Origin of the sequence: Bacillus cereus group sp. N14, assembly GCF_016483555.1 — a bacterium.
Classification (GTDB): Bacteria; Bacillota; Bacilli; order Bacillales; family Bacillaceae_G; genus Bacillus_A; species Bacillus_A wiedmannii.
Genome location: NZ_JAEHBQ010000005.1, coordinates 262,619 through 275,496, shown reverse-complemented (window position 1 = coordinate 275,496; position 12,878 = coordinate 262,619). Strand labels below are relative to the sequence as shown.

The window sequence follows — 12,878 nt, the reverse complement described above, 5'->3', positions numbered from 1 at the left end:
AATGCACTTGTGGTCACGAAATGGATAGGGATTTAAATGCGGCTATCAATTTGTCACGGTATGAATTAGCCAGTTAACATCTAAAAAAGTTACGGCTAATATGTAGGATTCGTTGTATCCGAATTTACGCCCTCGGAGTGTTACATCAAACGAAAGTAGCTTCTGTGAAATCGGACACGTAGAACAGGGAAATAAACAAAATTTATAGATTTTTATAAGTTTATGGCAACGGCGAATACATATGTTTGTAGCAGAACATGAAGTTGAAATCCGTTATGCGGAAACAGATCAAATGGGTGTTGTTTACCATTCAAACTATTTGGTGTGGCTTGAACTAGGTCGCACGAAACTTATACAAGATTTAGGATTTTCATATGTTGAAATGGAGAAAGAGGGAATTATTTCTCCTGTGTTAGATTTGCAAATTTCATATCGTAAAGCGATGCGTTACGGAGAAAAAGCAATTGTGAAAACGTGGATTGATACTGTTAGTCCGCTTCGCGTTGTATATGGTTATGAAATATATAACGGTGAAGGTGAACTTTGTATTACTGCAAGTACGACGAATATTTGCGCGAAAAAAGAAGGGTTCAGGCCCGTATCATTTAAAAAGTTATATCCAGAGTGGTATGCGAAATATGAGGAAATTAAGAAAAAATAAAAAAGCGTGGCAGAAGCCACGCTTTTTTATTTTTCATAATTAAATTGCGGGAAATCATCACCGTCGTTAAATGTAACAGCTAAATTATGTCCATCGAAGAACCACTCATCGTCGCCTTCAATAAAGAAGTTAATACCTTCTTCTTGAGTTTGAACAGCAGGATGTGCAGGATCATCTTTACGAATACCTAAAGAAAGTCCTTTTTGCACAGTACTGCAACCGCCGTATTGTACGAAAAGGCGTAGTGTTTCACCCGATTGTAAGTTTAATTCGTTTTTATACCATTGTGCTGCTTCTTTTGTTACGGAAAGATTCATGTATAGTTCCTCCAAATTATGTTGCTTTTTCTTTAGTATAAAAAATAACGCAAAAAGACGCTATTAATATGCTTCACGTTTTCTTTTTGCGTTATGTGGGTTACGATCTTATTTTTGCTTTTTTGAAAAGTTTGCTTTCGGTTCAGTTTTATTTATAATTCGTCCGATATTTGCACGGTGTTTATAAATAACCATACCTGCTAATAAACACATCGCAATAATGAAGATTTTATCCCCGCTAACAATGGATGTAATAACAGCAACGACGGCTGTTACCATAGAAGAAAGTGATACGTATCTTGTTGTAAATAAAAGGCTGAAAAAGACAACAGCTAATATTGCAAAAACAACTGGAGAGTAGCATAATAGCACGCCAGCAGAAGTTGCAACAGCTTTACCACCACGGAATTTCGCGAAAATCGGATACACATGTCCAAGAACAGCTGCTAATCCGAACCATAGTGGGTGAACATCTAATCCGAAAATAATCGGTAGACTTGTTGCTAATGTACCTTTTAAAATGTCAGCAATTGTAACGATAAAACCTGCTTTTTTCCCTAGTGTGCGGAATGTATTTGTTCCGCCTAGATTACCGCTTCCGTGCTCACGAATATCGATTCCGTAGCCGATTTTTCCAACGACTAGTGCGAATGGAATCGAGCCAAGTAAGTAGGCAACGATAAATAAAAGATATGTAGTAACCATAAGTTCAGTCTCCTTTATTCAAATGTGTTGATAAAGGGTAAAAAGAGTTTTTCCCGTATATTGTACCATACATTTGTAAAGAGCACATTTCTTTTTTGTAAATGAAAAATTCGTTATTTCGTGAAAAAAATTTCACAGGAATGTTACATTTCTCACAGAAACACCAAGACTATATGTAGTAACATTTTAATCAAAAGACAACAACATATTGGTGGAGGGTTATAAATGTTACAACGAAATGTACGTGGAGAAGAATTAATGAGAGTGTTTGAAACGATTGTCCACGGTAGTGAGCAAGATTTAATGCAAGAAAATGCAAATGTAGATGGTCGCTCTCCAATGGGAGTAATGGGAACGTTCGCATCAGAGAGTGCGAAATATTATGCAGTTGAAAATTTATTGTCAGATCAAGTGAAAAAAGCGATAAATCAAAATATATTATATCCACATGACTTAGATTTTTATGCGACAGGAACGACGACTTGTTCGCAAATTCCGTTAGCGCAAATGCTTGCGAACGGTTTTCATACCGGACATGGGCATATGAGACAACCGCAGGATATTAAAAGTGCATTGGCTCTTTCGTCTATTATTTTTCAAGCGAATCAAAATATGCAGCACGGTGGTCAATCATTTGCACTCTTTGATATTGATTTAGCTCCATATGTGAGAAAAACAGTAGCGAGACATAAGAAACGATTACAGTCATATCCGCTTACGAAAGAACAAATAGAAGAATTTGCATGGAAAGAAACAGAAAATGATACGTATCAGGCGTGTGAAGCTTTCGTTCATAATTCAAATAGTATGCACAGTAGGGGCGGGGGACAAGTACCGTTTATTTCTATTAATTATGGAACAGACACATCAAAAGAGGGACGGTTATTAGTTAGACAACTTTTAAAAGCGACACAAGCTGGTCTTGGTAAAGGAGAAACACCAATTTTTCCAATTCAAATTTTTAAAATGAAAAAAGGTGTGAACTTTGAAGAATGTGATCCGAACTATGATTTATTTGAATTAGCGTTAGAGACAACGGCTGAACGATTATTCCCTAACTTTTCATTTTTAGATGCGCCATTTAATGCAGTGCATTATGACGGACGACCGGAAAGTGAAGTATGTTACATGGGATGTCGTACCCGTGTTATGTCTAACATACATGGAGAAGAAACGGCGATTGGAAGAGGGAATTTATCATTTACGTCTATTAACTTAGTGAAATTAGCGTTAATTAGTGGTTCAAAAGAAGCGTTTTTTGAAGCGTTAAACTATTACTTAGATTTAGGAATTAAGCAATTATTAGAACGATTTGAGTATCAATGTACGAAGCGAGCAAGAGATTTTCGATTTTTATATTCACAAGGTGTATGGCGCGGTGGAGAAAAGTTACAGCCTGAAGATTCTGTAGCATCTATTTTAAAGCAAGGGACGTTAAGTCTTGGTTTTATCGGTCTTGCGGAGTGCTTAGTAGCTTTAACAGGAAAGCATCATGGAGAAGATGAAGAATCATGGAAACTCGGGTATGAAATCATTTCCTTTATGAGAGATAAAATGGATAAAGCGACGGAAGAACATGAACTGAATTTCTCAGTAATTGCAACTCCTGCAGAAGGGTTATCAGGGAAGTTTGTGAAAAAAGATAGAGAAGAATTTGGTGTGATTAGCGGTATAACGAACCATAATTATTATACGAATTCATTTCACATCCCAGTTTACTATAGCATTCAAGCGATAAATAAAATTCGTTTAGAAGGACCTTTCCATGCCCTATGTAACGGGGGACATATTACGTATATTGAGCTAGACGGAGCAGCTATGCATAACAAACAGGCGTTAAAACAAATTGTACGAGCGATGGCAGATCATGGCGTTGGATACGGTTCAATTAATCATCCTGTTGACCGTTGTAAGTGCTGTAGCTATCACGGAGTTATCGGAAATGAATGTCCAAGCTGTGGAAATGAAGATGAGGCCAATATAGAAAGAATTCGACGTATAACAGGTTATCTTGTAGGAGATATGTCGAAGTGGAATAGTGCGAAACGTAGTGAAGAGATGGATCGGGTGAAGCATAAATGAAAGTGATGAACATCATTCATGATAGTGTAGTAGATGGAGAAGGGTTGCGGACAGTCGTGTTTTTTGCGGGCTGTCCGCATCGTTGTTTCGGTTGCCATAATCCGAAATCGTGGAATATTTGTAATGGAACTGAAATGACAGTAGAAGAAATTGTGAAAGAGATTGCAAGTAATACATTAACTGATGTAACATTTTCAGGTGGAGATCCATTTTTTCAAGCTGCTGAAGTGAAAAAAGTAGCAAAAGCTGTGAAAGACTTGAAAAAAAATCTTTGGATGTATACAGGTTATACGTTAGAAGAGATACAGAGTTCTCAAAATAATGATATGATAGAGTTGTTACATTATGGGGATGTTTTAGTCGATGGAAGATTTGAAATCGAGAAAAAAGATTTAACACTTCCATTTCGCGGAAGCTCCAATCAACGTATTATTCGATTGAAAGAGTAAAAAGGCGGGATAGATGATATGAATAAAACAGTATTACTTGTTGAAGATGAAAGAAGATTACGTGAAATCGTTAGTGATTATTTTCGTAATGAAGGCTTTGAAGTAATCGAAGCAGAAGACGGAAAAATAGCGTTAGAATTATTTGCAGAGCATGAAATTGATTTGATTATGTTAGATATAATGTTACCAGAAATAGATGGATGGTCTGTTTGCAGACGAATTAGAAAAGAATCAGCAGTACCAATCATTATGTTGACAGCCCGTTCGGATGAGGATGATACATTACTAGGGTTCGAATTAGGTGCAGATGAGTATGTAACGAAACCTTTCAGCCCGAAAGTGTTAGTAGCTCGCGCGAAGACATTATTGAAACGTGCGGATGGCGTGGTAGGAGTAGCGGAAGAAAATGCTATGTCCTTGGCTGGAATAGAAGTAAATCGTCTATCTAGAACTGTGTTAGTAGATGGAGAAGAAATTATATTGACACATAAGGAATTTGAACTTCTTGTTTATTTAATGGAGAACAAAGGAATTGTGTTGTCACGTCAACATTTATTAGATCAGTTATGGGGATATGATTACTACGGTGATGACCGAACGGTTGATACTCATATTAAAAAACTACGAAATAAGCTAGGAGATAAAGCGAAGCATATCGGTACTGTTATTCGAGTTGGTTATAAATTTGAAGAATAACCTTTAATTTACTATGCGCTTTGGCTTTGGGATATAGCAAATTTATACTCTCTTTTGTAGGTGGAATGTACAAAAAATACTTTTCTTGTCTACAATGTTAGATAAGAGTATTTTTTTAATTGGATTTCACGATGAGTTCACAAGAAGGACACAAAACGTGACTATACTGAAAATACGAATTCACCAGAGAGGGGAAGTAAACATGGGATATTACGACGGACCAAATTTAAATGAAGAGCATAGTGAAACGAGAGAAGTGAGAAAATCAGGTAGTAAAAAAGGTTATTTTTTCACAGGTTTAGTCGGAGCTGTAGTTGGGGCTGTCACAATTAGTTTTGCGGCACCATATATGCCATGGGCTCAAAATAATGGAGCGGCTGTATCATCATTCAGTTCGGATTCAAAAGTTGAAGGTACTGTAGTTCCTGTTGTCAATAAAGCAAAAAATGAAACTGATTTACCTGGTATGATTGAAGGCGCGAAAGATGTTGTTGTAGGTGTTATTAATATGCAACAAAGTGTTGATCCATTTGCAATGCAACCGACAGGCCAAGAGCAACAAGCTGGCTCAGGATCAGGTGTTATTTATAAAAAAGCAGGAAATAAAGCGTATATTGTAACGAACAACCATGTAGTAGATGGAGCAAATAAACTTGCTGTAAAACTAAGTGATGGTAAAAAGGTAGAAGCAAAGCTTGTAGGGAAAGACCCTTGGTTAGATTTAGCGGTTGTAGAAATTGATGGATCTAATGTAAATAAAGTTGCCACTTTAGGTGATTCAAGTAAACTTCGTGCGGGTGAAAAAGCGATTGCAATCGGTAACCCACTAGGTTTTGATGGAAGTGTAACGGAAGGTATTATTAGTAGCAAAGAACGTGAAATTCCAGTAGATATTGATGGCGATAAGCGTGCAGATTGGAATGCTCAAGTTATTCAAACAGATGCAGCGATTAACCCAGGTAATAGTGGTGGTGCGTTATTTAACCAAAACGGTGAAATAATTGGGATTAATTCAAGTAAAATTGCACAACAAGAAGTTGAAGGAATTGGATTTGCTATTCCAATTAATATTGCAAAGCCAGTTATTGAATCACTTGAAAAAGACGGAGTAGTGAAACGTCCAGCTCTTGGAGTAGGTGTCGTTTCATTAGAAGATGTGCAAGCTTATGCAGTAAATCAATTGAAAGTACCGAAAGAAGTAACAAACGGCGTTGTATTAGGTAAAATTTATCCAATATCACCTGCAGAAAAAGCTGGTTTAGAGCAATATGATATTGTAGTATCATTAGATGATCAAAAAGTAGAAAATTCACTTCAATTCCGTAAATATTTATATGAAAAGAAAAAAGTAGGCGAGAAAGTAGAAGTTACATTCTATCGTAACGGTCAAAAAATGACGAAAACAGCTACTTTAGCAGATAATTCAGCTACAAAGAATCAATAATTGAAATAAAAGAAAGTCTCTTTCATATTGAAAGAGACTTTCTTTATCGGCTATACTAAAGGAATAGGAGGGATAAATTATGACAATTGAAAACCCAACTCGTACGGAAATTGGTGAAGTATTAAAGAAAAGCAAAACGATCGCAGTTGTTGGATTATCGGATAAGCCAGAACGTACATCGTATATGGTTTCAAAAGCAATGCAAGATGCTGGGTATCGCATTATTCCAGTAAACCCAACAGTAAATGAGGTGCTTGGAGAAAAAGCAGTTTCTTCACTAAAGGATATTAAGGAACATGTTGACATTGTAAATGTATTCCGCCGTTCAGAATTTTTAATGGATGTTGCGAAAGAGTTTGTAGAGATTGATGCAGATGTTTTTTGGGCACAATTAGGAGTACAAGATGAAGATACATATAAACTTTTGCAAGAAACAGGCTATACTGTAATAATGGATCGTTGCATTAAAGTAGAACATGCGATGACAAAATAGTATAGGTTTTAAAGAGAGAAAGATTGATTCAGCCCTCGTTATAAATAAGTAGGGCCGATGAACGAGGTGTTCATCATGAGATTTTTTAAAGGCTGTTTTTGGGGATTGTTACTTGTTATCCCATTTTGGATATTGATCATTTGGATCATGATAAAGGTTTGGAATGTATAATCTTGGCATACATATCCATTTCTCGTTGACAAACGATTATTTTTCTGAAATAGTAGCCTAGAGGAATCCTTGTGAAAAAACAAGGATTTTTCTATTGAAAATGGTATATAAAAGAGATAAGATAACTTGCCAAAACTATAGTCGAGGCGTTATTCTATAATAGAAACATATGTTCTGATTTGATTAGGAAAGGGGCAAGGAGTTTGGCAAAGCATCAGTTCCAATATAATGAAGATGCAATTCAAGTGCTAGAAGGACTTGAAGCCGTTCGAAAACGCCCGGGTATGTATATCGGGAGTACGGATAGCCGTGGATTGCATCATTTAGTATATGAAATAGTAGATAACTCCGTTGATGAAGCGTTAGCGGGATTTGGCGACGAAATTTCTGTCGTAATACATAAAGATAATAGTATTAGCGTTATTGATAAAGGGCGAGGAATGCCTACGGGAATGCATAAACTTGGGAAACCTACACCTGAAGTCATTTTAACTGTACTTCATGCCGGTGGTAAGTTTGGTCAAGGTGGCTATAAAACAAGTGGTGGTTTACACGGTGTTGGGGCATCAGTTGTAAATGCCTTGTCAGAATGGTTAGTAGTGACAATTAAACGTGACGGAAATATTTATGAACAACGCTTTGAAAATGGTGGTATTCCTGCAACGACACTGGAGAAGATCGGGAAGACGAAAGAGTCTGGTACGACAATCCATTTTAAACCAGATACAACGATTTTCAGTACAACAAATTACAATTACGAAACATTATGTGAAAGATTACGTGAATCTGCATTCTTATTAAAAGGGATGAAAATCTCAATAAAAGATGAGCGAAATGATTTAGAAGATGTCTTTCATTATGAAACAGGAATCGAAGCTTTCGTTTCATACTTAAATGAAGAAAAAGATTCAATCCATCCGGTTGTATATTTTACTGGTGAACAAAATGGAATTGAGGCAGAGCTAGCTTTTCAATTTAACGATGGCTACTCAGAAAATATTCTTTCGTTTGTAAATAATGTACGTACAAAAGATGGTGGAACACACGAAGCTGGGTTTAAGACAGCAATGACACGTGTGTTCAATGAGTATGCTCGTAAAGTATCGTTATTAAAAGAAAAAGATAAAAACTTAGAAGGTACAGATATTCGTGAAGGTGTAGCGGCTATCGTTTCTGTACGTGTACCAGAAGAAGTACTTCAGTTTGAAGGGCAAACGAAAGGGAAACTTGGTACAAGTGAAGCTCGTTCTTCAATTGATGCAATTGTATCTGAGCATTTAGCTTACTTTTTAGAAGAAAATCCAGATGTTGCTACACTTCTTGTGAGAAAGGCAGTTAAAGCAGCGCAGGCACGTGAGGCTGCTCGTAAAGCGAGAGAAGAAGCGCGTACTGGTAAAAAGAAAAAGAAATCAGAAGGTACATTAAGTGGTAAGTTAACACCAGCACAATCACGTAACCCGCAAAAAAATGAACTGTACCTAGTAGAGGGTGACTCTGCGGGTGGTTCCGCAAAACAAGGTCGAGACCGACGTTTCCAAGCGGTATTACCGTTACGTGGTAAAGTAATCAATACAGAAAAAGCAAAACTTGCTGATATCTTTAAAAATGAAGAGATTAATACAATCATTTACGCTATTGGCGGTGGTGTAGGGAATGAATTCGCTGTTGAAGATATTAACTACGATAAAATTGTAATTATGACCGATGCTGATACAGATGGTGCGCACATTCAAGTATTGTTACTAACGTTCTTCTACAGATATATGAAACCACTTATCGAAGCTGGCAAAGTATTTATTGCACTTCCTCCTTTATACAAAGTAAGTAAAGGAAAAGGTAAGAGTGAAGTGATTGAGTATGCATGGTCTGATGAAGAATTAGATGGTGTAACGAAAAAAGTCGGTAAAGGCTATATGTTGCAACGTTATAAAGGACTTGGCGAAATGAATGCCGATCAATTATGGGAAACGACGATGAATCCTGAAACACGTACGTTGATTCGTGTGAAAATTGATGATGCATCAAGAGCGGAGCGCCGAGTTACGACATTGATGGGTGATAAAGTAGAACCTCGCCGTAAATGGATCGAACGAAATGTACAATTTGGTATGCAAGAAGAAGGAAACATTTTAGAAAATGAAATGATTATGGAGACGGAGGTGGAATAACATGCAGGCAGAGAAGTTTCATGACCTCCCGCTTGAAGACGTGTTAGGTGACCGCTTTGCACGTTATAGTAAATATATTATTCAAGATCGCGCGCTTCCAGATGCGCGTGACGGTTTAAAACCGGTACAAAGACGTATTTTATATTCCATGTATGTAGAAGGAAATGTACATGATAAAGCGTTTCGTAAATCAGCTAAAACAGTCGGTAACGTTATTGGTAATTACCATCCGCACGGTGATTCCTCTGTATATGAGGCGATGGTACGTTTAAGTCAAACTTGGAAAGTACGTAATGTTTTAGTTGAAATGCATGGTAATAATGGTAGTGTTGATGGCGATCCAGCAGCGGCAATGCGTTATACGGAAGCGCGATTATCACCAATTGCATCTGAGTTATTACGTGATCTTGATAAAGAAACAGTGGAATTTGTGTCAAACTTCGATGATACGAGTGAAGAACCTGTTGTATTACCAGCAATGTTCCCGAACTTATTAGTGAACGGATCTACAGGGATTTCAGCTGGTTATGCAACAGAAATTCCTCCGCATCACCTTGGGGAAGTAATTGATGCGACGATGATGCGTATTGATAAGCCGAATAGTACTGTTGATGATTTATTAACAGTTATGAAAGGGCCAGATTTCCCGACCGGTGGTATTATTCAAGGGATTGATGGTATTAAAAAAGCGTACGAAACAGGAAAAGGTAAAATTATTATTCGCGGAAAAGCGGAAGTTGAAACGATTCGTGGTGGTAAGCAACAAATCGTTATTACAGAAATTCCGTATGAAGTAAATAAAGCGAACCTTGTTAAAAAAATGGATGAATTACGTCTAGATAAAAAACTAGATGGAATTGCTGAAGTACGTGATGAGACAGATCGTACAGGTCTTCGTATCGTTGTAGAGTTAAAAAAAGAAGTAAATGCTGAAGGTATTTTAAATTATTTATATAAGAATACAGATTTACAAATTCCATATAACTTTAATATGGTTGCGATAAATAATCGTCGTCCTACACTTATGACGTTACCAAAAATTTTGGATGCATATATTGGACACCAAAAAGAAGTTGTAACAAAGCGTTCTCAGTATGAATTACGAAAAGCGGAAAATCGTCAACATATTGTTGAAGGTTTAATGAAAGCATTATCAATTTTAGATCAAGTAATCGAAACGATTAGATCTTCTAAAGATAAGCGTAATGCGAAAGATAACTTAAGTGCTAAATTCGGCTTTACAGAAGCACAATCAGAAGCAATCGTTTCGTTGCAATTATATCGTTTAACAAATACAGATATTACAGCACTAGAAAAAGAAGCGGATGAATTAAGTACAAAAATTGCAGAATTACAGGCAATTTTACAAAGTGAAAAAAGACTTCTTCAAGTTATTAAAACAGATTTGAAGAGAGTAAAGAAAACATATAGTGATGATCGCCGTGCTATTATTGAAGAACAAATTGAGGAAATTAAAATCGATGTGGAAGTGATGATTCCTCAGGAAGATGTCATCGTTACTGTAACGAAAGAAGGATATGTGAAACGAACAGGTTGGCGTTCACATAATGCATCGAACGGAAAAGACTTCGGTATGAAAGAGGGTGACATCTTACTGGAGCGATTCGATACGAATACGACAGAGACAGTCCTCTTATTTACGAATAAAGGAAACTATATATATCTGCCAGTATATGAAATGCCAGAAATTCGTTGGAAAGATTTAGGTCAACACGTTGCGAATCTCGTTTCACTCGAGCGGGATGAAATGATTATTTGGGCGACCGTCGTACCGAATTTTGAAGAAGAAAAACGATTTATCGTATTTGTTACACGAAATGGTATGATTAAGAAAACAGAATTAAACCAATATAAAGTTCAGCGTTATTCAAGAGCGTTCGTCGCTGTGAATTTGAAAAAAGATGATTATGTTGTAGATATATTTGCAACAGATGGAACGAGTGATATTGTTCTTGCAACCTATGGTGCATATGCACTTATTTTCCATGAGGATGAAGTAAGTCCAGTCGGTGTAAGGGCCGCTGGTGTGAAAGCAATTAACTTAAAAGAAGATGATTATGTCGCTTCTGGTAAACCGTTAAATGGTGACAAAGATCAACTTATTCTCGTTACGCAGCGCGGTGCTGTAAAACGTCTAAAAGCATCAGAAATTGAGAAATCAACGAGGGCGAAGCGAGGTCTTGTTATTTTCAAAGAGTTAAAACGTAATCCATACCGTATTGTCGGTATTGAAATTGTTAGAGACGATGAACTAGTTTACATGAAGACAGAGAAACACATCGTAGAAGAAATTGATCCGAAAGCGTATCGAAATAAAGACCGGTATAGTAACGGTAGTTTAGTGCTAGATGTTAACGATACAGGTGAAGTTATTGAAACGTGGACAAAAAAACGACCGGAATAAAAAAAGCATCTTGCTATGGATAATGGCAAGATGCTTTTTTCTAGGCAAATTATTATGTAAATAATAATAATCTTGTTATAATAACTGAATGAAATCGTTCTCATAAAGTGAAACTTTAATCAATCGGACTTTTACGAGCAGTTGATTCCTCAACTAATTTATTTACTTTCGCTGAATTTTGAGGTAGGGGGTCTTACTGTCCGTTAAAGCTTGATAAATGGAGGGGCAACATGAAAAAAATAGGTGTAGGGATTGTAGGATTTGGATTTTCTAGTACAACATTTCACATTCCATTATTACAAACGATAGAAGAATATGATATTCGTGCTATTTTATCATCAAAAGAAGAACTCGTGAAACAAGCATTACCAAATGCTGAAGTTGTTGGCACAATTGAAGAATTAGTAAAACGTGCTGATATTGACTTAGTGGTGATTACTTCACCAAATACAACTCATTTTCCATATGTAAAAGAAGCAATTTTACATGGTAAGCATGTAGTTGTGGAGAAGCCATTCGTTGTTTCAATTGAAGAAGGCGAAGAACTAATTTCATTAGCAAAACAGCACAATGTGGTGTTAAGCGTATATCATAATCGCCGTTTTGATAATGATTTCTTAACGATAAAGAGATTGTTAGAAGAAAACAGAATAGGGAATCTATACGCATATGAAGCACATTTCGATCGTTTTCGTCCACATGTACGTGATCGCTGGAGAGAAAAGAATTTACCAGGATCAGGTATATTATATGATTTAGGATCGCATTTAATTGACCAAGCATTGTCATTATTTGGGAAACCAGATGCGATAAGTGCAGATGTAATCAAACAACGACCAGGTGCAGAAATTGATGATTACTTCCATGTTATACTCCACTACGGTGTTAAACGTGTCACTTTACATAGTAGCAGTTACGTAAAGCAAGCAGGTCCACACTTTACACTGCATGGAGATAAAGGTTCTATCGTGAAATACGGTATGGATTCACAGGAAGAACAATTAAAAAATGGAATGAAGCCAGGCGATAACGGTTATGGAGTAGACGCTGAAGAGAATTTTGCTACTTTACATACGGAAGAAAAGCTAGAGCGTATTTCGACAGAAGTTGGCTGTTATGACATGTATTATAAAGGTGTAAGAGATAGTATTGTAAATGGTGAGAAACCACCTGTAACAGCACAAGAAGGCTTGGAAGTTATTCGACTTATTCAATTAGCGATTGAAAGTAGTGAAACGGGTAGAGTCATCAATGTAAAATAAAAAAA

General features: G+C 36.7%; 11 protein-coding genes. 9 read left to right on the top strand and 2 right to left on the bottom strand.

The window, feature by feature from the left end; translation table 11 throughout:
• Positions 1 to 241 precede the first annotated feature (241 nt).
• Positions 242 to 661 (top strand): acyl-CoA thioesterase, encoded by a 420-nt coding sequence (locus JDS82_RS10845; protein WP_000495804.1) that lies wholly within the window; start codon positions 242 to 244, stop codon positions 659 to 661.
• 26 nt (positions 662 to 687) lie between these two features.
• Here the strand turns inward: JDS82_RS10845 and JDS82_RS10840 are convergent, their stop codons facing one another.
• Together JDS82_RS10840 and plsY are read right to left on the bottom strand one after the other, a co-directional pair.
• Entirely contained in the window at positions 688 to 978 is a 291-nt protein-coding gene (locus JDS82_RS10840) for a HesB/YadR/YfhF family protein (protein ID WP_001054448.1), read from the bottom strand.
• A 108-nt stretch (positions 979 to 1,086) separates the two neighbouring features.
• Positions 1,087 to 1,683 carry a glycerol-3-phosphate 1-O-acyltransferase PlsY gene (plsY, locus tag JDS82_RS10835; protein WP_199713222.1) on the bottom strand — a complete coding sequence of 199 codons (597 nt, stop codon included), beginning with the start codon at positions 1,681 to 1,683 and terminating at the stop codon, positions 1,087 to 1,089.
• Between the two features lie 225 nt (positions 1,684 to 1,908).
• On the opposite strand from plsY, the gene JDS82_RS10830 reads away from it, so the two are divergent.
• From JDS82_RS10830 to JDS82_RS10795, 8 genes are all read left to right on the top strand, one after another.
• A complete protein-coding gene (locus JDS82_RS10830; RefSeq protein WP_064449865.1) occupies positions 1,909 to 3,765 on the top strand; it encodes an anaerobic ribonucleoside triphosphate reductase in 1,857 nt (618 codons plus the stop codon).
• Positions 3,762 to 4,214, top strand: a complete 453-nt coding sequence (gene nrdG / locus JDS82_RS10825; RefSeq protein ID WP_000867065.1) for an anaerobic ribonucleoside-triphosphate reductase activating protein — start codon at positions 3,762 to 3,764, stop codon at positions 4,212 to 4,214. The genes JDS82_RS10830 and nrdG overlap by 4 nt, the downstream gene beginning before the upstream one ends.
• 18 nt (positions 4,215 to 4,232) lie before the next feature.
• Positions 4,233 to 4,910 (top strand): response regulator transcription factor, encoded by a 678-nt coding sequence (locus tag JDS82_RS10820; protein ID WP_001044675.1) that lies wholly within the window; start codon positions 4,233 to 4,235, stop codon positions 4,908 to 4,910.
• Positions 4,911 to 5,112: 202 nt separating this feature from the next.
• Positions 5,113 to 6,354 carry a S1C family serine protease gene (locus JDS82_RS10815; protein WP_000542652.1) on the top strand — a complete coding sequence of 414 codons (1,242 nt, stop codon included), beginning with the start codon at positions 5,113 to 5,115 and terminating at the stop codon, positions 6,352 to 6,354.
• 79 nt (positions 6,355 to 6,433) lie between these two features.
• Complete coding sequence (locus JDS82_RS10810) at positions 6,434 to 6,847, top strand: CoA-binding protein (RefSeq protein ID WP_000151395.1); 414 nt, start codon at positions 6,434 to 6,436, stop codon at positions 6,845 to 6,847.
• Positions 6,848 to 7,221: 374 nt separating this feature from the next.
• Entirely contained in the window at positions 7,222 to 9,186 is a 1,965-nt protein-coding gene (gene parE / locus JDS82_RS10805) for a DNA topoisomerase IV subunit B (protein WP_001062189.1), read from the top strand.
• Between the two features lies 1 nt (position 9,187).
• Positions 9,188 to 11,611, top strand: coding sequence for a DNA topoisomerase IV subunit A (gene parC / locus JDS82_RS10800; RefSeq protein WP_061672854.1), 2,424 nt, complete (start codon positions 9,188 to 9,190; stop codon positions 11,609 to 11,611).
• A gap of 230 nt (positions 11,612 to 11,841) precedes the next feature.
• A complete protein-coding gene (locus tag JDS82_RS10795) occupies positions 11,842 to 12,873 on the top strand; it encodes an oxidoreductase (protein ID WP_048565898.1) in 1,032 nt (343 codons plus the stop codon).
• Positions 12,874 to 12,878 lie beyond the last annotated feature (5 nt).

Bases quoted from the DNA above. Each gene is read 5' to 3' on its own strand.
- JDS82_RS10845 (WP_000495804.1), top strand. From the start codon at position 242: ATGTTTGTAGCAGAACATGAAGTTGAAATCCGTTATGCGGAAACAGAT.
- JDS82_RS10840 (WP_001054448.1), bottom strand. From the start codon at position 978: ATGAATCTTTCCGTAACAAAAGAAGCAGCACAATGGTATAAAAACGAA.
- plsY (WP_199713222.1), bottom strand. From the start codon at position 1,683: ATGGTTACTACATATCTTTTATTTATCGTTGCCTACTTACTTGGCTCG.
- JDS82_RS10830 (WP_064449865.1), top strand. From the start codon at position 1,909: ATGTTACAACGAAATGTACGTGGAGAAGAATTAATGAGAGTGTTTGAA.
- nrdG (WP_000867065.1), top strand. From the start codon at position 3,762: ATGAAAGTGATGAACATCATTCATGATAGTGTAGTAGATGGAGAAGGG.
- JDS82_RS10820 (WP_001044675.1), top strand. From the start codon at position 4,233: ATGAATAAAACAGTATTACTTGTTGAAGATGAAAGAAGATTACGTGAA.
- JDS82_RS10815 (WP_000542652.1), top strand. From the start codon at position 5,113: ATGGGATATTACGACGGACCAAATTTAAATGAAGAGCATAGTGAAACG.
- JDS82_RS10810 (WP_000151395.1), top strand. From the start codon at position 6,434: ATGACAATTGAAAACCCAACTCGTACGGAAATTGGTGAAGTATTAAAG.
- parC (WP_061672854.1), top strand. From the start codon at position 9,188: ATGCAGGCAGAGAAGTTTCATGACCTCCCGCTTGAAGACGTGTTAGGT.
- JDS82_RS10795 (WP_048565898.1), top strand. From the start codon at position 11,842: ATGAAAAAAATAGGTGTAGGGATTGTAGGATTTGGATTTTCTAGTACA.